Below are 24,987 nucleotides of genomic sequence, written 5' to 3' on the forward strand. Positions count from 1 at the left end.
TCCTTAGCCGAAACGGCCGGTGATGTAGTCTTCGGTTTCCTTGCGCTCGGGCTTGAAGAAGATCTGCTCGGTAGCACCGAACTCGATCATCTCGCCCAGGTACATGTAGGCGGTGTAGTCACTGCAGCGGGCGGCCTGCTGCATGTTGTGCGTCACGATGGCGATGGTGTAGTCGTGCTTGAGCTCGTCGATCAGCTCTTCAATCTTGGCGGTGGACAGCGGGTCCAGCGCCGAAGTGGGCTCGTCGAGCAGCAGCACCGAGGGCTTCACGGCCACGCTGCGCGCGATGCACAGGCGCTGCTGCTGGCCACCAGAGAGCGACAGTCCACTCTGGTGCAGCTTGTCCTTCACCTCGGTCCAGAGCGCAGCCTTGGACAGCGCCCACTCCACGCGGTCGTCCATCTCGCTCTTGCTCAGCGTTTCATACAGCTTCACGCCAAAGGCAATGTTGTCGTAGATGGACATGGGAAACGGTGTGGGCTTCTGGAACACCATGCCGATGCGGGCACGCAGCAGGTTGATGTCCTGCTTGGGGTCCAGGATGTCCTGGCCATAAAAGCTGATGGAGCCCTCGGCACGCTGGCCGGGATACAGGCTGTACATGCGGTTGAGCGTGCGCAGCAGCGTGGACTTGCCGCAGCCCGAGGGGCCGATGAAGGCGGTGACCTTGTGCTCGGCGATGTCCAGGCTCACGTTGCGCAGGCCCTGAAACTTGCCGTAGAAAAAGCTCAGGTTACGCAGCTCCAGCGCGTTCTTGCTGGCGGTGGCGGTAGCAGTGGCGTTCATTGTCAATTCCTGAAAATGGAGGCAGTCTTGTCGGTGGCTTCAGCAGGGGCAGCTGGTGGGATCACAGGCGGTTCTTTTCGCGCAGGAAGACCCGCGCCACGACGTTGAGGATCAGCACCGACAGCGTGATGAGCAGCGCACCGCCCCAAGCCAGGCGCACCCAGTTCTCATAGGGGCTCAGGGCGAACTGGAAGATCACGACCGGCAGGTTGGCCATGGGCGCGTTCATGTTGGTGCTGAAGAACTGGTTGTTGAGTGCGGTGAACAGCAGGGGCGCTGTCTCGCCACTGATACGGGCCACGGCCAGCAACAGGCCGGTCATCACGCCGCTGCGTGCAGCGCGCAAGGTGACCATGGTCGAGACCTTCCAGCGCGGAGCACCCAGTGCAAAGGCCGCTTCGCGCAGGCTGCCAGGCACCAGGCGCAACATGTTCTCGGTGGTGCGCACCACCACAGGCACTGCGATGAGCGACAGCGCCAGGCTGCCCGCCCAGCCCGAGAAGTTGCCCACGGTGGCCACCGCGATGGCATATACGAACAGGCCCAGCACGATGGAGGGAGCGGACAGCATGATGTCCGTCACAAAACGGGTCAGCTCGGCGGTCTTGCTCTGGTCCCCATATTCGGCCAGGTACACCCCCGCCAGCACGCCGATGGGCGTGGACACCAGCACGGAGAAACCCACCATCAGCAGGCTCCCCACGATGGCGTTGGCAAGGCCCCCGCCATCGGAGCCAGGTGCAGGGGTGGACTGCGTGAACATGTTCCAGTCCAGTGCGGCAAAGCCGTTGGACAGCAGCACGCTCAGGATCCAGAGCAGCACAAACAGACCCAGTGCCATGGCACCCAATGACAGGGTCAGGCCAATGGCGTTGGAGCGCTGGCGCTTTTTGTAGAGTTGTTGATTGAATTCCATGGGGCTTGTCTCTGAAGAGGGACGGGAGCTGGGCTGCGGGGCTTACAGGCCCTTGGCCTTCTCGGCACGCAGCAGCATGATCTTGGCGGCCGACAGCACCACAAACGTGATCACGAACAGCAGGAAGCCCAGCGCAAACAGCGTGGACAGATGGAAGTCCGCAGCTTCGCCGAACTCGTTGGCCAGCGTGGACGCGATGGAAGTGCCGGGCGAGAACAGCGACGCGGGCATGCGGTTGGCGTTTCCGATCACAAAAGTGACGGCCATGGTCTCTCCCAGGGCCCGACCCAGGCCCAGCATCACCCCGCCAATCACACCCTTCTGGGTATAGGGCAGCACCACGCGGCGCACCACCTCCCAGGTCGTACAACCCAAGCCGTAAGCGGACTCGCGCAGGATGGGTGGAACGATCTCGAACACATCGCGCATCACAGCAGCCACAAAGGGCAACACCATGAAAGCCAGCACGATACCCGCCGCCAGAATGCCGAAGCCGTTGGTACTGCCGCCGAACAAAAAGCCGATCAGCGGCATGGAGCCAAGCAGCTTCTGCACAGGCACCTGGAAGTGGTCTGCGAACAATGGCGCAAACACGAACAGGCCGAACATGCCGTAAATGATGGACGGCACAGCCGCCAACAACTCCACCGCGGTGCCCAGCGGACGACGCAGCCACACTGGGCAGGTTTCCGTCAGGAAAAGCGCAATACCAAACGCGAGCGGCACGGCAATCAGCAGTGCAATGCCCGCGCTGGCGAGGGTACCGACGATGGCAATCGCCGCACCGAATTCTTCATTGATGATGTCCCATTCAGCACGCCAGATGAACTGGATGCCGAACTTGTGAAAAGCCGGCCACGCGTAGATGAACAGCGAGACGATGATGCCCAGCAGCGCCACCAGCACCAGCAGCGACAGGCTCTGGGTCAGCCGGTGGAAAACGATGTCCTGCAGCCGCTGCCGCTTGGCAATCGACACCATGGACGGTGTGGGGGCGTCCGTCGTCTTGACGGACACGGGTTGCGAACTCATGGTGGTTCCCACGCTCATGTTGACTCCCATCTGGCTTCTGGAGACCCCACAAACCAGTGCCCATCGGCCAGACCAGCCGGCCGATGGGCACTATTCTGGGGCAAACCGCTTTACTTCTTGATTTGCGACCAGACCTTGGAACGGATCTGCGCCGTCAGGGCGTCAGGCAGCGGCACGTAGTCCAGATCAGCCGCCATGGTCTTGCCGTTCTTGAAGGCCCAGTCAAAGAACTTCAGAACTTCGGCCGACTGGGCCTTGTCTGCAGGGTCCGCATACATAAGGATGAAGGATGCCGTGCTCACGGGCCAGCTGTTGGCGCCCTTGGCGTTCACCATCGAAATACCCATGCCAGGCACGCTGAACCAGTCGGCGCTCGCAGCAGCCGCCGCAAAAGTGGCGTCGTCGGGAGCCACATACTTGCCATCGGCGTTTTGCAGCTGCAAGAACGTCATGTTGTTCTTCTTGACATAGGCGTACTCCACGTAGCCCAGAGCGCCCTTCACGCGGGTGACGTTGGCGGCCACACCTTCGTTGCCCTTACCACCCACCGAAGACTGGGCAGGCCACTTCACCGCAGCACCCTTGCCCACCGTGTCAGCCCATTCCTTGCTGACGGCGCTCAAATAATCCGTCCAGTTGAACGTGGTGCCCGAGCCATCGGCGCGGTGCACGATGGTGATGTTCTGGTCGGGCAGCGTCTTGCCAGGGTTCAGGGCTGCCAGCTTGGCATCGTTCCACTTGGTGATCTTGCCCAGGTACATTTCAGCCAGCACGGTGCCGGTCACGCGCAGTTCGCCCGGCTTGAAGCCATCCAGATTCACCACGGGCACGGTGCCACCGATGATGGCGGGAAACTGCACCATGCCGTCCTTTTCCAGTTCAGCGCCCGACAAAGGGGCATCGGTAGCGCCAAAAGCCACGGTCTTGGCGCGGATCTGGCGGATACCACCGGAGGAACCGATGGACTGGTAGTTCAGGCCCACGCCGGTTTCCTTTTTGTAGGCTTCAGCCCACTTGGCATACATCGGAAAGGGGAACGTAGCGCCGGCGCCGGTGATGTCCGCCGCAAATGCGTTGCCCACTGCCAGGGCGGCCAGTGCTACTGCGACGGTTTTGAGAAATACGCGTTTCATGAGGTACCTTTCGGCAGGGGTTAACAGGAACACAGCGAACTCTAGAGGTCTATCATGACAATTCAGTGACACAAAAGGACCGGTCCCAGGCTATTGCGACAACCGCCATGACGCCGAATGGATGGTGTCATGGATATGTCACACGATCCCATCACACTAGCCCCATAGCCCAACCACCTGCCCGCCCGGCCCCCAGCGGCCTGCGCCTCAGATGGGGTCACGCGCATCGCGGTACGATGCCGCACGAAGCTTCCACCACACACACATGCAGAACGGCACACGCCTCGCCGCAGTCGACCTCGGCTCCAACAGTTTTCGCCTGGAAATCGGGCGCTATGAGTTCGGGCACGTCCAGCGGGTGGAATACCTCAAGGAAACCGTGCGCCAGGGCAACGGGCTGGATGAAGACCGGAACCTGACTCGAGATGCCATGGAGCGCGGCTGGGCTTGCCTCGCGCGTTTTGGTGAGCGCCTGGCGGGTTTTCCCCGCGCCCAGGTGCGTGCAGTGGCCACGCAGACACTGCGCGAAGCACGCAACCGCGAAGAATTCCTGTCGCGCGGCAGTGAGATGCTGGGCTATCCCATTGACGTGGTGTCCGGTCCTGAAGAGGCTCGGTTGATTTATCAGGGCGTGGCCCGATTGCTGCCCCAGTCGGACGAGCGCCGCCTGGTGGTGGATATCGGAGGACGGTCCACTGAATTGATCCTTGGACAGCAGTTCACACCCCATGCTGTGGCCTCTTTCCGGGTCGGCAGCGTCGCGTGGTCACAGCGCTACTTTGCCAAGGGAGAGTTCTCTGCGCAGGCGTTCCTGGCGGCGGAAATCGCAGCCAAGGCGGTACTGGACGAAGCGCTGGAGACTTTTCGCCCCGACGCGTGGGACGTGGCTTACGGATCGTCTGGCACGGCAGGCGCTGTGGGCGACATTCTGGCTGCCGCTGGAGGCCCGCAGGGTCTGATCACCCGCGATGGGCTGAACTGGTTGCAGGAGCGTTTGATGCGCGCGCAAAGTGCAGACCGTCTGCGCATGGACGGGCTCAAGGAAGAGCGCCGCGCGGTCATTGGCGGTGGCATCAGTGTGCTGCGCGCTGTGTTTGACCTGCTGGACATCCGCGAGATGCAGGTTGCGCAAGGGGCACTGCGCCAGGGCGCCTTGTACGATCTTCTGGATCGGGAGCAACCCGGAACCGACCTGCGCACCACCACCGTCCAGGGATTAATGCAACGGTTTGGCGTGGACATGGAGCATGCAGACCGCGTGGCGCGCACCGCCTGTGCATTGTTTGACCAGGCTGCCCCACCCGGGAGCGAACGTGCCAGCCGCAAGCTGGACTGGGCCGCCCGGCTGCATGAGATTGGCTGCCGCATTTCGCACAGCGACTACCACCGACACGGCGCCTACATTCTCGACAACACCGATGCCGCTGGCTTTGCTGTGCCGGAACTCCACCGTCTGGGAGTGCTGGTGCAAGGGCAGCGAGGCAAGGTGCGCAAGTTGGGTGTGGAACTCGACGACTCCATTTTTGTGCTGCAGCTTTTATGCTTGCGCTTGGCTGTGGCCCTGTGCCATGCGCGCCGGGAGCCCGATACCAAGGGCCTGTCGCTGCGTCTTGACAGGCAGCAATTTCAAGCCAGCGCCCGGCCCGGCTGGGCCCAGGCATACCCGCAGTCCGCCCACCTTCTGCGCGAAGAAGTACAAGCCTGGCAGAAGACCCCTTGGGAGCTGACTGTTGACATGCCTTGAGGAGAGCAAGAAAACGATATAAACTGTTTATATCGTTTATCAAATCTCTACCATGACCACTGCCCCCACTACCCCCAGTACCGTTGTTGTGCCCGCCGCACCTGCAGCCCCGACCACAAAAGCAGCCAAGCCGACCAAGCCAGCATCAGCCGTCAAGGCCCCCAAGGCAGTCAAACCAGCCAAAAAGGCCGTGGCAAAAAAGGCCTCTACCCCCAAGCCAGCTGTGGCGACCAAGCCAGTCGAGGCAGCAAAGCCAGGCAAGGCCAATGAGCCCAAAGCCAAAAAGCCCAAGTTGGTGCGTGACAGCTTCACCATCCCCAAGGACGAATACGCGGTGCTCGGCACCTTGAAAGACCGCGCCACGGCACTTGCCCATCCCGTCAAGAAAAGTGAGCTGCTGCGTGCGGGGCTCAAGGTGTTGGCGGGGCTGTCAGACAGCGCGTTGCACAGCGCCTTGCAAGCTGTGCCCTCCATCAAGACCGGTCGCCCCAAAGCCGATGTGGCAGAAGCCATGCCAAAAGCCGCAGCTAAGACAGCGGACAAGGCCAGCGGCAAAACAGGACGCAAGTGAAGTAGGCCCCAAGGCACCGCACGCCTTGGGCGAGGATCCTCACAAGTCCGCTGGCATTTGTGGGTGAATCAAAGAAACTCCGGTGACTGCACTGCCATCAGCACGGTCTGGCTGTGGTCCCAGCGCTGGCGCTGGCGCAGCCACCACACGGAGCCCTTGCGCACAGGGCACTCGGGGGCCTGGAGTTGCAGCAACTGGGCAACGGTCTGGCCTAGCATGGGCTGGTGCCCCACCACCAGTACCGCGCCCTTAGCGTGCGGCCATTGCACAAGCTCCAGCAAATCCTGTGGTGTTCCGCCTGGCAACAACTCGGCACGCATCTTGAATTTGCGTCCCAAGGCATGGGCAGTCTGCTCAGTTCGCCGTGCTGGACTTGCCATCACCCTGAGGCCTTCCGGCAGTTGACGATCAAGCCAGGCGGCCATGCGCGCCGCCTGCTTCTCACCCCGGCTGGTAAGAGGGCGGGCAAGGTCATCGCCGCCATCTCCGGCCTCTTCCGCTTCGGCATGACGCCAAAGAATCAAATCCATCATGCGGCCCCTGGCTCCTCGCGGCCGAGGGCAGGCCGCGGCCCATAGCGCACCATCAACGCGTTCTGCGCACCACGACCGTCCACAGGGTGCGCAGCGCGGTCATAAGTGCCGCCGGCGTTCAACGTCCAGGCGTCCCGGTCATCACACAGGTAGGCCACCAAACATTCGTCGATGATCTGCTGGCGCAACGTGGCGTCGATGACCGGCCACGCCAGCTCCACGCGGCGCATCATGTTGCGGTTCATCCAGTCGGCACTCGACAGATAGAGGTCTTCCTCGTCGCCCGCGCGGAAATAGAAAACACGCGTGTGCTCCAGGAACCGGCCAATCACCGAGCGCACCCGGATGTTGTCAGTCACTCCAGGCACCTGCGCGGCCAGCATGCAGGCCCCGCGCACAATCAGATCGATGCGCGCGCCACGCTGCCCGGCGAGGATCAACGCTCGCATCAGCCCCTCGTCGGTCAGGGCATTCATCTTGGCCACAATCCGTGCGTCTTCTCCACGGCTTGCCGCCTGCCCCACGCGCTCGATTTTTTCGATCATGCGGCGGTGCAGATGGAACGGTGCAAGCATGAGCTTGCGTAGCTTGGGCGGCCGGTTCTGGCTGGCGAGGTGATTGAAAACACCATCCATGTCGGCGGTGGTCTCTTCATCTGCGGTGAGGTAACTCAGGTCGGTATACAGCTTGGCCGTGCGCACGTTGTAGTTGCCGGTGGACAGGTGACCGTAGCGGCGCAACTGCCGCCCTTCGCGACGTGTGACAAGCAGCATTTTGGCGTGGGTCTTGAGGCCCACCACGCCGTAGACCACCTGCGCACCAATCGACTCCAGCGCCTCAGCCCAATTGATGTTGGCCTCTTCGTCAAAGCGTGCTTTCAGCTCCACCACCGCCATCACCTCCTTGCCCCGGCGTACCGCCTCGCTGAGCAGGTCCATGAGTTCGGAGTCGGAGCCTGTGCGGTAGATGGTCTGTTTGATGACCAGCACCTGCGGGTCGTTCACGGCCTCCCGCAAGAACGCGAGCAAACCATCAAAGCTCTCGAAAGGCTGGTGGATCAACACGTCGCGCTGGCGCAGCTGATCCATGATGGACACCCCCGGCTGAAGCTGCCTCGGCCATGCGGAGCTCCAAGGCGGAAACAGCAACGAGGGATCGTTCACCAAGTCCACCAGCTGATTCAGGCGCACGAGGTTCACAGGACCATGTACACGGTACAAGGCCGCGCTGGGCAGATCAAATTGCTCTAGCAAAAAGTCGTATAGGAAGCGGGAGCAACCTGCAGAGACTTCCAGCCGAACAGCCTGTCCGTAGTGGCGGTGCTGCAGGCCCTGCCGCAAGGCAGTGCGCAGGTTGCGCACATCCTCTTCGTCCAGTGCCAGATCGGAATGGCGCGTGACACGAAACTGCGAAAACTCCGTCACCTCCCGACCAGGAAAGAGGTCTTCCAGGTGGGCCCGCACGATGCTCGACAAGCTGACGAACAATGCCCCATCGGGCGCTACCTTCTTCGGCATGCGGATCAAACGGGGCAAGGCGCGCGGCACCTTCACGATCGCGATTTCGTTCTCGCGCCCAAAGGCATCGTGTCCCTTGAGGCGCACAATAAAGTTCAGCGACTTGTTGGCCACCTGGGGAAACGGATGGGCAGGGTCTAGCCCCACCGGAATCAACAAGGGGCGGACCTCGCGCACAAAATACTCGTGTACCCAGCGCCTCTGCTCTGCGGACCGGTCGCCGTGCGCAACGATACGGATGCCATGTTGTGCAAATGCGGGGACCAGCGCTTCGTTGTATAGGGTGTATTGCCGCTCCACCAGGTCGTGCACCTGGGAGGATAGGGCCTCAAAAGATGCTGCGGTGTAGAGGCCCTTGGTCTCACCCTTCTTAGCCGCCGTGATGTGCGCTGCCGCACGCACTTCAAAAAACTCATCAAGGTTGGACGACACGATGCACAGATAGCGCAGCCGCTCCAGCAGCGGAACATCCGTGCGGACCGCCCAATCGAACACGCGTTCGTTGAATGCCAGGATGCTGTGGTCCCGGTCCAGAAACATGTGGGGCGTAACGCCAGCAGCAACCCCTCCCGACGAAAGATCATTGTCATGTGACAAGGTGTGCGAGGAATATCCCACAGCATCGGTGTGCTCGGGCTGCAGAGGGACAGAATCAACAGGAGGCAGGGGCGGCATGGATACGCGGGTGCAGCAATTGCAGGATCGCTGCAGTATTTAACGCCCAGATGACAACTGCGTGACAGACTTTGTGACAGACACAAAAACTCCCTGTTCGCTGGAGCGGGCTGGTACCAGATACTGCTGAAACAATCTTGCTGCATGGGCCCAGGTGAACTCCAGCGCCCTGCTGCGGGCCTCGGTGCGCGGAATGGCTAAAGCCTGCTGCGCGGCGACCAGCAGGCTGTCATGCAATACACCACCCACAGGTGCCTTCCCGTCTCCAGCCCCCAGCACCTCACGGGGGCCGTCTTCAGGAAAGGCAGCGACCGGTGTGCCACAAGCCATCGCCTCCAGCATTACCAGCCCGAAGGTCTCTGAGCGGCTGGGAAACACAAATACATCGGCCGAGGCGTAGACCTGTGCCAGCGCCTCCCGGTCCAGGATGCCGAGCCAGCGCACCTGAGGGTACTTGGCTTTCAGCCGCGCTTCCAGCGGACCTACACCGCACACCACTTTGGTTCCCGGCATGTCTATCTGCAAAAAGGCATCAATGTTCTTTTCATATGAAAGGCGGCCTACGTACAGCGCTACAGGATGAGCCAACACGCCAGTGAGCGGACTCTGGCATACCTCGCCGTGAAAGCGAAACGCCTGGGTGTCCACACCGTGCGTCCACAAACGCAGTTGACGAAAGCCTCGCTGCTCCAGCATCTGCAAGACGCCCTGTGTAGGCACCATTACCCCTGACGAGGGGCGGTGAAAATGCCTGAAAAGTGCATAGCCCCAACCCAGCGGTATGCGCAGGGCAGCCTGAAGAATCTCGGGGAACCGCGTATGAAAGGCTGTGGTGAAGGCCAAACCACGCTTGAGACAGTAACGACGCCCGGCCCACCCCAAAGGCCCTTCGGTGGCCAAATGAACGGCATCGGGCTGCAGGGCATCCAACTTGTGAGCGAGTAATTTGTAGGGTCGCACTGCCAGATCAATGCCCGCATAACCAGGGCACGGACGGGTAGCAAACTGGCCTGGATGCAGCACATGCACGTCATGCCCGACATCCTCCAGCTCCCGCACCAGCTCCACCAACGTGGTCACCACGCCATTGACCTGTGGTAGCCATGCATCGGTCAGCAAAGCGATCTTCATGCGGACACCTGTGTGGTCTGGCTCGACAGATTGGCCGCAGGCATAGCTGGCCATTGCAACAGCTCCAGTCGACCATCGAGATGCTCGACAAGTGCCGTGTGGCTCTCCACCCAGTCACCATCGTTGCAATACAAGGTGCCGCCAATCTCGCGCATCTCGGCGCGGTGGATATGTCCGCAGACCACTCCATCATGCCCACGGCGACGGGCCTCTGCGGCCACCGCCACCTCAAAGTCGGTGACGTAGTTAAGCGCCTTTTTCACCTTGCCTTTCAGGTATGCGGACAGCGACCAATACGGCAGTCCCATGCGTGCCCTGAGCGTGTTGAGATGGCGATTCAGCCTGAGCGTGAACTCATACAGGTTGTCACCGACATAGGCGAGCCATTTGGCGCACTGGATCACGCCATCAAAGTGGTCACCGTGCGTGACCCACAGGCTGCGCCCATCAGCAGTGGTATGCACTGCATCAGACACCACCTCGATACCACCAAAAGAATGCCCCACAAATGCCCTGGCAAACTCGTCGTGGTTACCAGGAACAAACACTACGCGGCACCCCTTGCGCGCACGCCGCAACAGCTTTTGCACAACATCGTTGTGGGCTTGCGGCCAGAACCACCGGCGACGCAACTGCCACCCATCCACGATGTCACCCACCAGGTACAGATGGTCGCTGGGATGGTGCTTCAGAAAATCCAGCAGCGCTACAGCCTGACAACCCGGTGTGCCGAGATGCAGATCCGAAATGAACACCGCGCGATATCGCTGTTGGCCGGCGAGCGATGCATGCGCGTCGGGCTCTGCATCCTGCGGCACCAGGGACTCGTTCAACCAGGGGCCCAGGGCGTCGAACGCGGCACGCACCGGTCAAGCTCCCAGAAAATGCTTGCGATAGCGGGGATGCAGGTCCGCCAGCCGCATCAGCATGGGCAGGTCGGCTGTATTGAAGTCCGGATCCCAAGCAGGCGCCCCCAGCACGCGGGCTCCCAGTCGCAGGTAGCCCTTGATCAGGGCGGGGGGGTCCACTGCAATGGAGCCATCCAGATGCTCCACAGGCAGCGGCAGGCGTGGCAGCACGTGGTATTCGATCGGTGCCAGGTGGGTCTTGCGCACTTGCTGCCAGATGCTGGCAGCAGCGTCGCCGCTGACCACCCCATTGTGGAGCATCGGAATGCTCGCGCAGCCAATCATCGTGTCGAGTTCGTTGCGTACCATGAAGTCCGCCAACGCACTCCACAGAGCCATGATCACGCCGCCGTGGCGGTGATCGGGGTGCACGCAGCTACGGCCCAACTCCACCATGCGCGGGCGCAGCGTGCGCAAGCGCGTCAGGTCGAACTCGGTATCGCTGTACGTTCCGCCCACCCGCTTGGCCTGCGCGGGCGTCAGCACCCGGTAAGTCCCAATGACTTGCTGACTGTGGGCATCGCGCACCAGAAGGTGCTCGCAATAGTCGTCAAACAGGTCCACATCATGGCCAGGAATGGGGGTCGTCAATCGAGCGCCCATCTCTGCCGCGAACACCTCAAACCGCAGGCGTTGCGCCTCACGGACTTCGTCTACATGCCTCGCCCAAGTCACCTCGATAGCGCCACGCGCCGGGGCAACATGCGCCGCGCCCGGCACAACGCCAGGACGCTGAACAATACCGGTGCCAGCCGCCTCAGGCGATGTGGACAACTGCATCAAAGTGGGCAGGTCGTTCATGGACAACGTCTCCTTCGGTAAGAACGGGCATAGCTTGAATTTCCTAGAGGAGCGGCAATCCGCTTTCCTGGCCGGGAGTGTGAAAGCCGCGCATGACACCCCCATGTCTCCGTTATGTCAAAGCCATGACACACCGCCGTGACCATTGACACAGGCCCCGCCAACGACCTGCATAATTGATTGAGGAACTCCACCGTGTCTTCACCCGCCCTGCCCCCCACCCGCAGCCCCATCGCAGTCTTTGTGGCAGTGTTTGTGCTGGCAGCAGCCTGTGCTGGGGCAGTGGTCTGGACGCTGGAACGCCAGGAACGTGCGCAGCAGCGCATCCAGGCGGCCGATGTGGCGGGCGATCATGTGCAGGCGCTGCAACGTGCCATCGAGTTGGCCCTATCGGCCAACAACACCCTGGTGGCACTGGTGCGCCAAGGCCACGGCAACGTACCCCAGTTCGAGGAAATTGGCATGCAGATGCTGCCGTTCTATCCGGGTATCGCGGCCATGGGTCTGTCCCCTGGAGGGGTGGTGCAGCAGGTCGTACCGCGCAAGGGCAACGAGAATTCGATTGGTTTTGACCAGCTCAACGATCCCCGCCAAGGGGCGGAGTCCGCGCGCGCACGCGAATCCGGCCTGCTGACACTGGCGGGCCCTATGGAGTTGGTGCAGGGCGGCCTGGGGGTCGTGGGGCGCCAACCGGTGTACCTGGAAGACGACCTGGGGCGCCGGAACTTCTGGGGGTTCACTTACGTCACCATCCGCCTGCCCGAGGTGCTGGCCACAGCCCGGCTACCCCAGCTCACGGAACGGGGTTTCCACTATCGACTGTGGCGTGTTCGCCCCGACAACAAACAGGAGCAGACGATTGCGACGTCTGACCCTCCGCCCACGAGCGACGCCGTAGGACGATCGCTGATCCTGCCCAATGGCCAGTGGACGCTCAGTCTGGCCCCTGCCAAGGGGTGGGGTGCGCCGGACGTGCTGGCCCTGCGCTGTGCAGTGGGTTTGCTGTTTGCGTTGTTGATGGGCTACCTCGCGCGCTTGCTGGTCGAATTGAAGGCGCACGAGCGCGGCCTTGCTACACAGGTGGCCCAGCGCACCTCCGAAATCCAGGCCACGCAGCAGCAGCTGAGCGCGACCATCGACGCCATTCCCGATCCGTTGTTTGAATTCGATCAGGATGGCCGTTATTGCAGCGTACATAGTCCCCGCGCCGAGTTGCTCATGGGCCCTGCTGACCAGTTGATCGGCCGCCATGTCACAGACGTGCTGCCCGCACTGGCCGCACTGACTGTGATGGATGTGCTCCATGAAGCACATTCCCAGGGCTGGTCCACCGGACGGCAAATCATGCTGGATCTGCCCGGCCTGGGGCCCACCTGGTTCGAACTTTCTGCGGCCCGCAAGACAGGCTCAGCGGGGGGGAAACCCCGCTTCATTCTGCTGTCCCGTGACATCTCTGAACGCAAGCGCTCACAAGAACAACTGCAGCTGACAGCCCAGGTATTTGACCAGAGCGGCGAGGCCATCGTGATCGCCGATGCAGCCCACACCATCGTGCGCATCAATCGGGCATTCAGCCGTATCACTGGCTACACAGAGGCGGAGGCCGTAGGGCAGTCGATGCGCCTGCTCACGGTGGCCGAGTCCACCCGCGACTTCAACGCTGACTCGGTGTACGCCCACCTGACTCAGCAGGGGCACTGGGAGGGTGAGGCCTGGGGCCGCCGCAAGGATGGATCGACCTACCCACAGTGGCTGTCCGTGAGCAGTGTGCGCGACGGCAACGGCAGTACCACCCACTCCATTACTTTGTTCCGCGACATCACGCTTCAGCGCGAGGCGCAAGACCGCATCCAGCGGCTCGCGCATTTCGACCCCCTCACGGACCTGCCCAACCGCGCGCTCCTGGCCGAGCGTGCCCAGCGCCACATTGAACAAGAGCAAGCGCGGGGCGGAACACTGGCCCTGCTGTTCCTGGACCTGGACCATTTCAAGAACGTGAACGACTCCCTGGGGCACCGTATTGGCGACATCCTGCTGGTGGCCGTCGCGCGACGGCTGGAGTCGCTGCTGGGCCCGCAGGACACCGTATCGCGCCTGGGGGGTGATGAATTTTTGTTGCTACTGCCTGCTGCCTCGGCCGTGCAAGCGGCCGACGTAGCCAACCGGTTGCTGATCGCCGTGGCACAGCCGTTTCAGGTCGAGCCTTACGAACTCACAACCACACTGTCCGTGGGCATAGCCATGTATCCCGCGGACGGAGATTCGTTCGACACCCTGTACCAGCGAGCCGATGCCGCCATGTACCGCGCCAAGCAAAGCGGGCGCAACCGCTTTGGCTTTTTCACTGCAGACCTGGAAGCTCGTACAGCCCGGGCCTTGCAGATCGAAAACGCACTACGCCGGGCGCTGGAACGCAATCAGTTCGAGCTGCACTACCAACCCCAGGTATCACTTACCACGCGCCAGGTGGTCGGAGCCGAGGCGCTGCTGCGCTGGAGCCACCCCGAACTGGGCATGGTGTCCCCGGCAGAGTTCATCCCCGTGGCAGAGAGCAGCGGCATGATCGTCGCAATTGGCGAGTGGGTTCTGAATACCGCCGTGCATGACACCAAGCGCTGGCTGGACCTGCAATTGCCACTGCGGGCTGTGTCTGTCAACCTGTCGGCGGTCCAGTTCCGTCACCCACAGTTGCCTGAGATGGTGACGCGCTGCCTGCAACAGGCTGGACTGCCCGCGCGCCGGCTGGAGCTGGAACTGACCGAGGGCGCTGCAGTGGACGACCCCGCTGCGGCACTGGCCATGATGGACCAATTGCATGACCGGGGCGTGCGGCTGTCGATGGATGACTTTGGCACGGGATATTCGTCGTTGAGCTACCTCAAGCGCTTCCAGATCTACAAGCTCAAGATCGACCAGTCGTTTGTGCGCGACCTTGACGATGATGCCAACGACCGGGCCATCGTCAGCGCAATCATCCGCATGGCACAGGCACTGGGCATGCAAACCACTGCTGAAGGGGTGGAGACCGATGGCCAGCTGGAGTTTCTGCGCGCGCAGGGCTGCGACGAAGGGCAGGGTTACCTGTTCAGCCGCCCTCTGGCGGCCGATGCATTTGAAGCCTACCTGCGGGAACACCTGGCCCGCTGACAACTCGGGTTGAACGCATCAGGCGCCTTGTCGCTCAGGCGCGTTGAAGGTTGAAGAGCTGGAATGGAGGCTGTCGTACGGCAGAACATGTGGCACCGCACTTGAGGCATACCCTCAAACGGCTTGTAAGCTGCCGCTGCTACACTTTGGCACAATTTTTTTGAGGCCATCTGGCCCTGCCGCCTGTTCTGGTCTTATGTATTCGCTGTTCAGCACTCCGCCCTCGCAGCGCGCCGGAGTGCCTCCTGACACCCCACTGCAACGCACCCTGCGTGAACAACAGACCCTCCTGGATAGCGCGGGAGTGGGTATCGTGTTCCTGCGCCAGCGCAGCGTGGTGCGCTGCAACCAGCGATATGCCGAAATTTTTGGCTATGGCAGCCCTGCCCGCTTGGTAGGACTCAATACCGAGGCCTTCTACCCAGACCGCGATGCCTTTCGGGATCTGGGGCGCACCGCCTATCCCGTGCTGGCGCAGGGGCAGTCATTTCGCATCGAACGTCAGCTGCGCCGCCGTGATGGCACGCTGTTCTGGGGCAGCCTCACAGGAAGGCTCATCAATCCACACGACATCGGTGAGGGCTCGATCTGGATCGTGGACGACATCGATGAGCAAAAGCGTGCCCAGGCCGCACTGAATGCCGCTGTGCGCGAAAAACAATTGCTGTTTGACAGTGCCATGGTCGGCATCGTGTTCCTGCGCGACCGGTATTTGACCCGCTGCAACCACCACTTTGAGCAGATGCTGGGCTTCGAGCCGGGTGAACTCATGGGCAGTTCATCGCGCCGCTGGTACGCCAGCGACGCAGCCTGGCAAGAAGTGGGCCGCCGCTGCTACCCGTCGCTGGTGGCAGGACAGTCGTACGAGGGCGAGGTGGAGCTATGCCGCAAGGACGGTACCCCCGTGATCTGCGAAGTCCGCAGCAAATGCATCGATCCGGCGGACCCTGCCCAGGGCACCATCTGGATCACCATGGACATCACCGACCGCAAACGCGCACAGGCGGTGTTGGCCCAGGCCCATGAGGAGCTGGAGCGGCAGGTGCAAGACCGCACGCGCGAGCTGCGCGAGACGGTGGAAAACCTGCACCGTGAAATCAATGACCGCAAGGCCGACCAGGAGCGTATCTACTGGCTGGCTCACTACGATGCGCTGACTGGCCTGCCCAACCGGGCCCTGCTCGCGGAACGTGCGCAGCAGGCCATTCAGGTGGCCCAGGAGAACCAGACACCGCTGGCCGTCATTTTCTTGGACCTGGATCACTTCAAGCACGTCAACGACTCTCTGGGTCACCGGGTAGGCGATGTGCTGCTGGTCGAGATTGCCAAACGCCTGCGCGCTGTGGTGCGCGACAAGGACACGGTGTCTCGCCTGGGAGGGGATGAGTTCATCCTGCTTCTGCGGGGCGCTGATGCGCGGGGCGCAGCCCGGGTCGCCAGCAAGTTGCAGGAGGCATCGCGTCAGCCGTACCAGATCGACCATCACGAGCTCACCATGGCCCCGTCGATGGGCATTGCGCTGTTCCCCCAGGACGGGCACGACTTCGACACGCTGACCCAATCGGCCGATGTGGCCATGTACCGTGCCAAGCTGGATGGGCGTAATACCTTTCGCTTCTTCACCCCCGAGATGCAGGCTCAGTCGGTGCGTGCCTTGCAGCTCGAAAACGCATTGCGCCGCGCCCTGGAGCGCGAGCAGTTTCACCTGCACTACCAGCCTCAGATGCACCTGGCCACGGGCACTGTACGCAGTGTGGAAGCCCTGCTGCGCTGGCAACACCCCCAGCTGGGTGCAATTTCTCCGGGAGAGTTCATTCCCATCGCGGAAGACAGCGGGCAGATTCTGCAAATCGGCGAGTGGGTGCTGCGCACAGCACTGGCCCAGCTCAAGACATGGCGCAGCTGCGGATTTCCCGAACTCACAATGGCGGTCAACCTCTCGGCCATCCAGTTTCGCCAGCCACAACTGCCAGAGCTGGTAAGTCGGGTGCTGGCGGAGTCAGACCTGCCCCCTGATTCGCTGGAACTGGAGCTGACGGAGGGCGTGGCCGTAGATGACCCCCATGCGGCAGTTGCCACCATGGACCAGTTGCATGCACGTGGGGTGCGAATGTCGATGGACGACTTCGGCACGGGCTACTCGTCACTCAGCCAGCTCAAACGATTCCAGATCTTCAAGTTGAAAATCGATCAATCCTTTGTGCGCGACCTGGGCAACGACAGCAACGACCGCGCCATTGTCAGCGCCATCATCCGCATGGCGCAGGCGCTGGGCATGCGGACCACGGCGGAGGGGGTGGAAACCGAGAGTCAGCTGGCCTTTTTGCACGAACAAGGTTGCGACGAAGCGCAGGGCTACCACTTCAGCACGCCGCTGCCAGCAGAACAGCTGGAACGCTTCATGCGGCAACACACAACGGCGCACTAAGGGGCTGCGGGGCCACTCATGGCGAGGCAGGGACCGCTGCGTCGCCAAGCCCCCAGAATTCAACCCGCGCGGGCGGCGTCAGCCAAGCGCTGCGCGCAAGAGCTGGCCAATTGCGCGTCGCGCGCCTCCACCATCACCCGCAGCAGAGGCTCGGTGCCACTGGCGCGGATCAGTACGCGGCCCGAGGAGCCCAACTGCTGCTCAACCGCGTGCGTGGCCTCTGCCAGTACGCGGTTGGCCTTCCAGTCCTGCCCTGGCGCCAGACGGACGTTGAGCAAGACCTGCGGGTAGAGCGTGATGTCTGCCAACAGCTGAGCCAGCGTGCGGCCACTGCGCACACAAGCCTGCAGCACCTGCAGGGCACTGACCAGACCGTCGCCGGTGGTGTGTCGGTCCAGGGCCAGCAGATGCCCGGACCCCTCCCCGCCCAACACCCAGTGGTGGCGCGCCAGTTCTTCCAGTACGTACCGGTCACCGACCTTGGCGCGTACAAACTTCACTCCCTTGGCCTGCAGCGCCACCTCTACCGCCATGTTGGTCATCAGCGTGCCCACCACGCCAGGCACGTGCTCGTCACGGCCCATGCGGTCTGCGGCCATCAGGTACAGCAGCTCGTCACCGTTGTACAGCCGCCCCGTGGCGTCCACAATCTGCAACCGGTCTGCATCGCCATCCAGCGCAATGCCGTAGTCGGCACGGTTGGCACGGACAGCGCGTACCAAGGCGTCGGGGTGTGTGGCCCCCACTTCGTGGTTGATGTTGAGACCATCGGGTGCACAGCCAATCGACAGCACCTCTGCACCCAGCTCGTGAAACACCTTGGGCGCCACCTGGTACGCAGCACCGTGGGCGGCATCCACCACGATCTTCAGGCCCTTGAGCGTCAGGTCCTGGGGAAAGGTGCTCTTGCAAAACTCGATGTAACGCCCGGCTGCATCGTCCAGGCGTCGCGCCTTGCCCAGGCTGGCCGAATCGACCCAGACAGGTGGCTCGGACAGTGCGGCCTCCACCGCCAACTCCCAGGCGTCTGACAGCTTGGTGCCTTGTGCACTGAAGAACTTGATGCCATTGTCAGGGTAGGCGTTATGGCTGGCACTGATGACCACGCCCAGACTGGCGCGCTGGGCGCGGGTCAGGTAAGCGACGCCGGGCGTGGGCAACGGCCCCAGCAGCACCACATCCACCCCTGCCGAGTTGAAGCCAGACTCCAGCGCGCTTTCGAGCATGTAGCCCGAGATGCGCGTGTCCTTGCCGATCAGCACCGTGGGCCGCTCCTCCGTGCGGCGCAACACGCGACCCACGGCATGGGCAAGGCGCAGCACAAAATCCGGTGTGATGGGCGGCTGCCCCACAGTGCCGCGGATGCCGTCGGTTCCAAAGTATTGGCGTGTCATGTTCTGGCGTCTCCTCGTACGGATCTCAGTATGTTGTTGTCAAAGGCGAGGACTTGGCGCCCCACTACCTGCTCTCGAATCACTGGCCCCTCAGCCAGATCGCTGCATCGCAGACCACACTGCCAGTGCCGCCACCGTCTCGCGTACATCGTGCACGCGCACTACCGACGCGCCCCGCTCCACCGCGAGCAAAGCGGCGGCCACACTGGGTACCATGCGTTGGCTCACCTCCAGCCCTGTGATCGTGCCCAGCGATGACTTGCGCGACCATCCCGCCAGCAGCGGGTAGCCAGCTGCCAATAGCTCGGACTGTCGTGCCAGCAACGCAAAGTTCTGTTCCACCGTTTTGCCGAAACCAATGCCCGCATCCAGCAGGATACGAGCCTTTTCGACCCCAAGCGCTAGTAGATTATGCGCCTGCAGCTGCAAAAATGATAGCACCTGAGGCACCACATCACCCCCCATAGGCGCCTGTTGCATGGTCTGCGGGTCGCGGTGCATATGCATCAGGCACACACCACACTGCGGGTACGCAGCCACCACTGCCGCAGCTCCTGGCTGCCGCAGGGCCCAGATGTCGTTGACGATGTCAGCCCCCAGATCCAGCACAGCGCGCATGACCTCCGGCTTGTAGGTGTCCACCGAAATCGGGACATCCAGCGCCACAGCCTCACGCACCAAGGGAACGACACGAGACAGCTCCTCATCCAGCGGCACAGCAGGGCTGCCCGGGCGAGTGGACTCACCACCGATATCCAAAATATCCGCGCCCTCTTTCAACAGCTGTTCGCAATGCCGTAGCGCAGCAGCCGTGGAGCCATGGCGCCCACCGTCGGAGAAAGAATCAGGAGTGACGTTGACGATGCCCATGACCTGGGGACGGACCAAGTCAATTGCGAAGCGAGAGGTTTGCCAGATCATGCCGATCACACCCGTGCAGATTTCGAAATAGCGGCTCGACAAAGCATTCCGCAAGAAAAAACGATGGCCCCCATGAAAAACGGGGCACAAGGCCCCGTTCAAACGGCTGGACCGCGAGCCCGGTCAGGCTGCCGTCGGTGCAGTGTCCGTGGCTACAGCTGGAGTGCCGCCACTGGAGTTATCACCACCAGAGGGCGGGGTGCGTGGCGTCCAGTCCTTGGGAGGACGGGGTTCCTTGCCCGCCATGATGTCGTCCAATTGCTCGGTATCAATGGTTTCCCATTCGAGCAAGGCCTTAGCCATGGCGTGCATCTTGTCGCTGTTCTCTTCGATCAACCGGCGTGCCAGGTTGTACTGCTCGTCAATGATGCGGCGCACTTCCATGTCCACCTTTTCCATGGTCTGTTCGCTCATGGTGGTGGTCTTGGTGACCGAGCGGCCCAGGAACACTTCGCCTTCGTTCTCGGCATAGACCATGGGTCCCAGCGCATCCGTCATGCCGTAGCGAGTGACCATGTCACGGGCGATGTGCGTAGCCCGCTCGAAGTCATTGCTGGCACCCGTGGTCATCTGGTTCATGAACACTTCTTCGGCGATCCGGCCGCCGAACAGCATGCTGATCTGGTTGAGCATGTATTCGCGGTCATAGCTGTAGCGGTCCTGCGCGGGCAGGCTCATCGTCACACCCAGCGCACGGCCGCGGGGAATGATGGTGACCTTGTGCACGGGGTCGCACTTGGGCAGCAGCTTGCCGATCAGCGCGTGACCAGACTCGTGGTAAGCCGTGTTGCGGCGCTCTTCCTCGGGCATGACCATGCTCTTGCGTTCAGGGCCCATGAGGATCTTGTCCTTGGCCTTCTCGAAGTCCTGCATCTCGACGGTGCGCGCATTGCGGCGGGCAGCCATCAGGGCAGCTTCATTACACAGGTTGGCCAGATCTGCACCGCTCATACCGGGTGTGCCACGAGCGATGATGCCAGGGGCCACATCCTGACCGATCGGGATCTTGCGCATATGCACGTTCAGGATCTGCTCGCGGCCGCGGATGTCGGGCAGCGTCACATACACCTGGCGGTCAAAACGGCCAGGGCGCAGCAGGGCGGCGTCCAGGATGTCAGGGCGGTTGGTGGCAGCCACCACGATGACGCCCAGGTTGGTTTCAAAGCCGTCCATCTCGACCAGCATCTGGTTCAGAGTCTGTTCGCGCTCGTCGTTACCACCGCCCAGGCCAGCGCCACGCTGGCGGCCCACCGCGTCGATTTCATCGATGAAGATAATGCACGGGGCGTTCTTTTTGGCGTTGTCGAACATGTCGCGCACACGGGCCGCGCCCACGCCGACAAACATTTCCACAAAATCGGAGCCCGAGATGCTGAAGAACGGCACCTTCGCCTCGCCCGCAATGGACTTGGCGAGCAGCGTCTTGCCGGTGCCGGGAGGGCCCACCAGCAAAAGGCCACGAGGAATCCGGCCGCCGAGCTTCTGGAATTTTTGCGGGTCTTTCAGGAAGTCCACCACTTCCTTGACCTCTTCCTTGGCTTCGTCGCACCCGGCCACGTCCGCGAACGTGACTTGGTTGTTGTTCTCATCGAGCATGCGCGCCTTGCTCTTACCGAAACTGAAGGCGCCGCCCTTGCCGCCACCCTGCATCTGGCGCATGAAATACACCCACACTCCGATCAGCAGCAGCATGGGGCCCCAGCTGACCAGAAGTGTCATGAGCAAGGAGCCTTCTTCGCGGGGCTTCACGTCAAATTTGACGTTGTGGTTCAGCAGGTCACCGACTAGGCCACGGTCCAGCACCGAAGCATTCGTGCGGATCTTGCGATCGTCGGTGGTGACGGCCACAATCTCACCGCCGCTCAGCCCTTCGGGAATGGTGGCGCTTTTGATGCGGTTATTGCGGACTTCGTCCAGAAACTCGGAATACCCTACGTGGCCTGCGCTGGCGCCGCTGCGGGTGTCAAACTGCTTGAACACCGTGAACAGCACCATGGCGATGACCAGCCATACGGCAATTTTTGAAAACCACTGATTGTTCAAGCGGGGCTCCAGTTGCGGGGAACAGAAAACGGACACACTGCCGTCATGGCACGCATGTGCGGCCCATTTTAGGTCTTTCAAGCCACGAGGCCAGACCTATTCCCCCTCACGCCCATGGAATCAGCACGGACTTTGCGGTCGTAGATCACGGATTCTTGACCTGAGGCAAGCCTGGACAGGCTACTTTTTGAGACCCATGCCCACCAGGAACGTTTCGGACGACTTGTCGCGCGAAGCCTTGGGCTTCAAGGGTTTGACGACCTTGAAGGTCTGCTTGAACAGGGTGACCAGATCGCTGTATCCACTGCCATGGAACAGCTTGACCACCAGGGCCCCCTCCGGTTTCAAATGGTTGCACGCAAAATCCACGGCCAACTCCACCAGATGCGCAATCCGTGCCGCATCGGCCGACTCGATGCCAGACAGGTTAGGCGCCATGTCAGACACCACCACGTCCACCACCCGCCCGTCGAGCGCCTGCTCCAGTCGCTCCAGCACCTCGGGCTCGCGAAAGTCACCGTTCAAGTACGTAACGCCTTCAACAGGCTCCATGGGCAGGATGTCCAGCGCAATGATCACCCCGTTGAGCTGCCCCGCCGCAGCGCCTGCGGGCGACATGCGCCTGCGCAGATATTGGCTCCACGCACCAGGTGTGGAACCCAGATCGACCACCGTATGGCCCGGCTTGATGAGGCCCAGTTGCTCATCAATCTCCTTGAGCTTGTAGGCGGCACGGGCACGGTAGCCTTCCTTTTGTGCCAATTTGACATAGGTGTCGTTCACGTGGTCGTTGAGCCACGCCTTGTTCACCTTCTTGCTCTGGGTTTTGACTTTCATATAGCGGTATTGTCTCTCGACAATCGCTGCAGCTGGTGACTTGAAAGCCTGGCCGCGCACGGGAGGTAGAGTCACTCCACCACGGGCCGCAGACATAATACGGGTATGCCCCAAATTCAACTGACTCCTGCCGAGCGCCGGGAACAACGCGCCAATGCCCACCACCTGGACCCCGTGGTCCTGATCGGTGGCGATGGCCTCACCCCCGCCGTCAAGAAGGAAATCGACGCCGCCCTCAACGCCCATGGCCTGATCAAGGTACGTGTTTTCAACGATGACCGCGTGGCACGCGAGCTGATGTACCAGGAGCTCACCGCTGAACTCAACGCTGCGCCCATTCAGCACATCGGCAAGCTGCTGGTGCTGTGGCGGCCCCAGCCTGTCAAAGAGCGTACCGTCGATGAAGACCGTATGCCCGGCCCACGTGACGTCAAGGTGCTCAAGTACAGCAAACGTGGTGGACAGCGCCCCGAAATCAAGCAGTTGCGCGTGCTCGGCAACCAGCGCCTCACCTCAGGCGGCCAGATCAAGCGCGCCAAGCCCAAGCAAAAATCCATCAAGAAGCGCCAGGCAGACTGATGACCGCTGAAGCAGTATCTGCAACCGTTGCAGCACCTGCCGGCATGGCGCCCACTCGCCACATACTCTGCATGAAATGGGGCACGAAATACGGCCCTGAATACGTCAACCGGCTGTATGCCATGGTGCGCCGACATCTGAGCGGGGACTTCCGTTTTATCTGCCTCACCGATGACAGCACCGGTATCCGCAGCGAAGTGCAATGCCTGCCCATCCCCGCACTGGATCTGCCGCCAGGCATTCCCGAGCGGGGCTGGACCAAGCTGGCCACCTTCAGCGCAGACTTGCATGGCCTGCGGGGCACCGCGCTGTTTCTGGACGTGGATGTGGTCATCACCGGCAGCCTGGATGATTTTTTCACCCAGCATGGCGAGTTCCTGATCATCCATGACTACAAGCGCCCATGGCGCATCACGGGAAACTCGTCGGTCTACCGCTTCGAACTCGGCGCCCACCCTGATGTTCTGGCGTATTTTCGCGAACATTTCTCCGAGATCCGCGCGCAGTTTCGTAACGAACAGGCCTATCTGTCCGACTTCTTGCACAAACAGGGCAAGTTGCAATACTGGCCCGCGGCATGGTGCCCCAGTTTCAAGTACCACGGGATACCGCCGTGGCCTACCAATTACTGGCGCGCACCGTTCGTGCCTGACGGCGCACGCATCGTGATTTTTCATGGGGAATGCAACCCCCCAGACGCGCTGGCAGGCAGGCGCAACCGCCGTTTCCGTTATATCCGCCCAGCCACCTGGGTGGCGGAGCACTGGCACGAATAGGCGCGGAGGCAGGCTGGCCGGTCACTCAGGACGCGACGTTCAGCCTGTAGCAGGTCCGCCGCTGAATCGATCACCTGACATTCAATCGCTGGCGGACGTATCTTCCTCTACCGCGTGGGCTCCTGGCCGAAGCGTTTGCCAGAACACTGCCAAGGCGCAGCCCCATTGCAATGCGTACATCACCGTGCCCACGCTGTGCCACAGGCGAAGGTCCTGACGGGCCACAATGCGGGGCGCCACACCAAACTGGTTGAGCAACGCCAGCAGCAGGCCACCCAAGACGAACAGCATGGCAGCGCGCGCCCAGGGATATTGCGCCACTGCGTGCCGGGGCCTGGACAAGAGCAGCAACACTACACAGCACACCACGGCCACCCAGGTTTGAGCGGCAAACAGCCGGGCCGCCATCTGACCCGCCACAGAAGCGGACGGCAGATAGGCAAACAGCATGGGTACCACCAAAAATCCGATGGTTGTCAGGCTACCCCACCACAAGGCCGCCACCAAAGCGGGAAGTTTCGGGCGCACGCCCAGCCACACGACAGCCATCACACCATCACTGGTAGCTGACCGCCACTACCTCGTAGCGGCGAATGCCACCGGGGGCCTGCACCTCAGCGGTGTCGCCCTCTTCCTTGCCAATCAGCGCGCGCGCGATGGGGCTGGAAATATTGATCAGGCCCTGCTTGAGGTCCGCCTCGTCTTCGCCCACGATCTGGTACCTCACCATGTCTCCGGAATCTTCGTCTTCCAGTTCGACCGTGGCACCAAATACCACCTTGCCGCCACCATCGACCGCGCTGGGGTCGATGACCTGGGCCACTGAGAGCTTGCCCTCAATCTCCTGGATGCGACCTTCAATGAAACCCTGGCGGTCCTTGGCAGCATCGTAGTCGGCGTTTTCACTCAGGTCGCCCTGCGCGCGCGCTTCGGCAATGGCCGAGATCACCGCGGGACGCTCCACGGTCTTGAGTCGATGCAGCTCTTCCTTGAGCATTTCAGCGCCGCGCTTGGTGATTGGGATGGTGGCCATGCTGTTGAGTCTCCACAAGTCAAAACGGTGAAAGTGCAATGCACTTCCACCGATCGGTCGCCACGCTGCCCCCCGAAAATAC

At 61.8% G+C, this 24,987-nt stretch carries 21 protein-coding genes; 6 read left to right on the top strand and 15 right to left on the bottom strand.

The window, feature by feature from the left end; translation table 11 throughout:
- Nucleotides 1-3: 3 nt before the first annotated feature.
- The 4 genes from pstB to pstS all read right to left on the bottom strand — a co-directional run bounded on the left by pstB (nt 4) and on the right by pstS (nt 3,867).
- Nucleotides 4-786: a phosphate ABC transporter ATP-binding protein PstB gene (gene pstB, locus AC1Q64_RS02005; RefSeq protein ID WP_015013589.1), complete on the bottom strand. Its 783-nt coding sequence runs from the start codon at nt 784-786 to the stop codon at nt 4-6.
- 61 nt (nt 787-847) lie between these two features.
- A complete protein-coding gene (gene pstA / locus AC1Q64_RS02010; RefSeq protein ID WP_291433135.1) occupies nt 848-1,702 on the bottom strand; it encodes a phosphate ABC transporter permease PstA in 855 nt (284 codons plus the stop codon).
- A gap of 42 nt (nt 1,703-1,744) precedes the next feature.
- On the bottom strand, nt 1,745-2,764 hold the full coding sequence (gene pstC / locus AC1Q64_RS02015) for a phosphate ABC transporter permease subunit PstC (protein ID WP_492250271.1): 1,020 nt from the start codon (nt 2,762-2,764) through the stop codon (nt 1,745-1,747).
- An 80-nt stretch (nt 2,765-2,844) separates the two neighbouring features.
- A complete protein-coding gene (pstS, locus tag AC1Q64_RS02020) occupies nt 2,845-3,867 on the bottom strand; it encodes a phosphate ABC transporter substrate-binding protein PstS (RefSeq protein WP_291433138.1) in 1,023 nt (340 codons plus the stop codon).
- 265 nt (nt 3,868-4,132) lie between these two features.
- Between pstS and AC1Q64_RS02025 the strand changes: the two genes are divergently transcribed.
- On the top strand, nt 4,133-5,611 hold the full coding sequence (locus AC1Q64_RS02025) for a Ppx/GppA phosphatase family protein (RefSeq protein ID WP_291433139.1): 1,479 nt from the start codon (nt 4,133-4,135) through the stop codon (nt 5,609-5,611).
- 52 nt (nt 5,612-5,663) lie between these two features.
- Entirely contained in the window at nt 5,664-6,182 is a 519-nt protein-coding gene (locus AC1Q64_RS02030; RefSeq protein ID WP_492250272.1) for a hypothetical protein, read from the top strand.
- 68 nt (nt 6,183-6,250) lie between these two features.
- On the opposite strand, the gene AC1Q64_RS02035 is transcribed toward AC1Q64_RS02030, so the two are convergent.
- The 5 genes from AC1Q64_RS02035 to AC1Q64_RS02055 all read right to left on the bottom strand — a co-directional run bounded on the left by AC1Q64_RS02035 (nt 6,251) and on the right by AC1Q64_RS02055 (nt 11,747).
- Nucleotides 6,251-6,715: a SixA phosphatase family protein gene (locus tag AC1Q64_RS02035; RefSeq protein ID WP_291433141.1), complete on the bottom strand. Its 465-nt coding sequence runs from the start codon at nt 6,713-6,715 to the stop codon at nt 6,251-6,253.
- Complete coding sequence (gene ppk1 / locus AC1Q64_RS02040; RefSeq protein WP_492250326.1) at nt 6,712-8,772, bottom strand: polyphosphate kinase 1; 2,061 nt, start codon at nt 8,770-8,772, stop codon at nt 6,712-6,714. The genes AC1Q64_RS02035 and ppk1 overlap by 4 nt, the downstream gene beginning before the upstream one ends.
- A 174-nt stretch (nt 8,773-8,946) precedes the next feature.
- Nucleotides 8,947-10,038, bottom strand: coding sequence for a glycosyltransferase family 4 protein (locus tag AC1Q64_RS02045; protein WP_291433143.1), 1,092 nt, complete (start codon nt 10,036-10,038; stop codon nt 8,947-8,949).
- Nucleotides 10,035-10,904 carry a UDP-2,3-diacylglucosamine diphosphatase gene (locus AC1Q64_RS02050; protein ID WP_291433144.1) on the bottom strand — a complete coding sequence of 290 codons (870 nt, stop codon included), beginning with the start codon at nt 10,902-10,904 and terminating at the stop codon, nt 10,035-10,037. The genes AC1Q64_RS02045 and AC1Q64_RS02050 overlap by 4 nt, the downstream gene beginning before the upstream one ends.
- Before the next feature lie 3 nt (nt 10,905-10,907).
- On the bottom strand, nt 10,908-11,747 hold the full coding sequence (locus tag AC1Q64_RS02055; protein WP_492250273.1) for a GNAT family N-acetyltransferase: 840 nt from the start codon (nt 11,745-11,747) through the stop codon (nt 10,908-10,910).
- 195 nt (nt 11,748-11,942) lie between these two features.
- Here AC1Q64_RS02055 and AC1Q64_RS02060 point away from each other — a divergent pair, with 195 nt between their 5' ends.
- Both AC1Q64_RS02060 and AC1Q64_RS02065 read left to right on the top strand, forming a co-directional pair.
- On the top strand, nt 11,943-14,894 hold the full coding sequence (locus AC1Q64_RS02060) for a bifunctional diguanylate cyclase/phosphodiesterase (RefSeq protein WP_492250274.1): 2,952 nt from the start codon (nt 11,943-11,945) through the stop codon (nt 14,892-14,894).
- Between the two features lie 196 nt (nt 14,895-15,090).
- Entirely contained in the window at nt 15,091-17,322 is a 2,232-nt protein-coding gene (locus AC1Q64_RS02065) for a bifunctional diguanylate cyclase/phosphodiesterase (protein ID WP_291433148.1), read from the top strand.
- A gap of 59 nt (nt 17,323-17,381) precedes the next feature.
- Here the strand turns inward: AC1Q64_RS02065 and glmM are convergent, their stop codons facing one another.
- From glmM to AC1Q64_RS02085, 4 genes are all read right to left on the bottom strand, one after another.
- Complete coding sequence (glmM, locus tag AC1Q64_RS02070; RefSeq protein WP_492250275.1) at nt 17,382-18,716, bottom strand: phosphoglucosamine mutase; 1,335 nt, start codon at nt 18,714-18,716, stop codon at nt 17,382-17,384.
- 90 nt (nt 18,717-18,806) lie between these two features.
- A complete protein-coding gene (gene folP, locus AC1Q64_RS02075; RefSeq protein ID WP_492250276.1) occupies nt 18,807-19,637 on the bottom strand; it encodes a dihydropteroate synthase in 831 nt (276 codons plus the stop codon).
- A 123-nt stretch (nt 19,638-19,760) separates the two neighbouring features.
- Complete coding sequence (ftsH, locus tag AC1Q64_RS02080; protein ID WP_056067227.1) at nt 19,761-21,680, bottom strand: ATP-dependent zinc metalloprotease FtsH; 1,920 nt, start codon at nt 21,678-21,680, stop codon at nt 19,761-19,763.
- A 180-nt stretch (nt 21,681-21,860) separates the two neighbouring features.
- A complete protein-coding gene (locus AC1Q64_RS02085; RefSeq protein WP_291433151.1) occupies nt 21,861-22,517 on the bottom strand; it encodes an RlmE family RNA methyltransferase in 657 nt (218 codons plus the stop codon).
- 105 nt (nt 22,518-22,622) lie between these two features.
- On the opposite strand from AC1Q64_RS02085, the gene AC1Q64_RS02090 reads away from it, so the two are divergent.
- The gene (locus tag AC1Q64_RS02090) at nt 22,623-23,096 is read left to right on the top strand and encodes a YhbY family RNA-binding protein (protein ID WP_056637897.1); all 474 of its coding nucleotides are present in this window, start codon (nt 22,623-22,625) and stop codon (nt 23,094-23,096) included.
- 44 nt (nt 23,097-23,140) lie between these two features.
- Nucleotides 23,141-23,872 carry a glycosyltransferase gene (locus AC1Q64_RS02095; protein ID WP_492250277.1) on the top strand — a complete coding sequence of 244 codons (732 nt, stop codon included), beginning with the start codon at nt 23,141-23,143 and terminating at the stop codon, nt 23,870-23,872.
- 81 nt (nt 23,873-23,953) lie between these two features.
- Here the strand turns inward: AC1Q64_RS02095 and AC1Q64_RS02100 are convergent, their stop codons facing one another.
- Nucleotides 23,954-24,421: a DUF4149 domain-containing protein gene (locus AC1Q64_RS02100; RefSeq protein ID WP_291433153.1), complete on the bottom strand. Its 468-nt coding sequence runs from the start codon at nt 24,419-24,421 to the stop codon at nt 23,954-23,956.
- Between the two features lie 7 nt (nt 24,422-24,428).
- On the bottom strand, nt 24,429-24,905 hold the full coding sequence (greA, locus tag AC1Q64_RS02105) for a transcription elongation factor GreA (RefSeq protein ID WP_291433154.1): 477 nt from the start codon (nt 24,903-24,905) through the stop codon (nt 24,429-24,431).
- Between the last annotated feature and the right edge of the window lie 82 nt (nt 24,906-24,987).

This window comes from Acidovorax sp. GW835-FHT14G06 (assembly GCF_058793595.1).

Coding starts and splice junctions, on each gene's coding strand:
- pstS (WP_291433138.1), bottom strand. CDS start 3,867: ATGAAACGCGTATTTCTCAAAACCGTCGCAGTAGCACTGGCCGCCCTG.
- AC1Q64_RS02025 (WP_291433139.1), top strand. CDS start 4,133: ATGCAGAACGGCACACGCCTCGCCGCAGTCGACCTCGGCTCCAACAGT.
- pstA (WP_291433135.1), bottom strand. CDS start 1,702: ATGGAATTCAATCAACAACTCTACAAAAAGCGCCAGCGCTCCAACGCC.
- AC1Q64_RS02045 (WP_291433143.1), bottom strand. CDS start 10,038: ATGAAGATCGCTTTGCTGACCGATGCATGGCTACCACAGGTCAATGGC.
- greA (WP_291433154.1), bottom strand. CDS start 24,905: ATGGCCACCATCCCAATCACCAAGCGCGGCGCTGAAATGCTCAAGGAA.
- glmM (WP_492250275.1), bottom strand. CDS start 18,716: ATGACACGCCAATACTTTGGAACCGACGGCATCCGCGGCACTGTGGGG.
- AC1Q64_RS02030 (WP_492250272.1), top strand. CDS start 5,664: ATGACCACTGCCCCCACTACCCCCAGTACCGTTGTTGTGCCCGCCGCA.
- AC1Q64_RS02100 (WP_291433153.1), bottom strand. CDS start 24,421: ATGGCTGTCGTGTGGCTGGGCGTGCGCCCGAAACTTCCCGCTTTGGTG.
- AC1Q64_RS02085 (WP_291433151.1), bottom strand. CDS start 22,517: ATGAAAGTCAAAACCCAGAGCAAGAAGGTGAACAAGGCGTGGCTCAAC.
- AC1Q64_RS02065 (WP_291433148.1), top strand. CDS start 15,091: ATGTATTCGCTGTTCAGCACTCCGCCCTCGCAGCGCGCCGGAGTGCCT.
- folP (WP_492250276.1), bottom strand. CDS start 19,637: ATGATCTGGCAAACCTCTCGCTTCGCAATTGACTTGGTCCGTCCCCAG.
- pstB (WP_015013589.1), bottom strand. CDS start 786: ATGAACGCCACTGCTACCGCCACCGCCAGCAAGAACGCGCTGGAGCTG.
- AC1Q64_RS02035 (WP_291433141.1), bottom strand. CDS start 6,715: ATGATGGATTTGATTCTTTGGCGTCATGCCGAAGCGGAAGAGGCCGGA.
- AC1Q64_RS02055 (WP_492250273.1), bottom strand. CDS start 11,747: ATGAACGACCTGCCCACTTTGATGCAGTTGTCCACATCGCCTGAGGCG.
- AC1Q64_RS02090 (WP_056637897.1), top strand. CDS start 22,623: ATGCCCCAAATTCAACTGACTCCTGCCGAGCGCCGGGAACAACGCGCC.
- pstC (WP_492250271.1), bottom strand. CDS start 2,764: ATGGGAGTCAACATGAGCGTGGGAACCACCATGAGTTCGCAACCCGTG.
- AC1Q64_RS02095 (WP_492250277.1), top strand. CDS start 23,141: ATGGCGCCCACTCGCCACATACTCTGCATGAAATGGGGCACGAAATAC.
- ppk1 (WP_492250326.1), bottom strand. CDS start 8,772: ATGTTTCTGGACCGGGACCACAGCATCCTGGCATTCAACGAACGCGTG.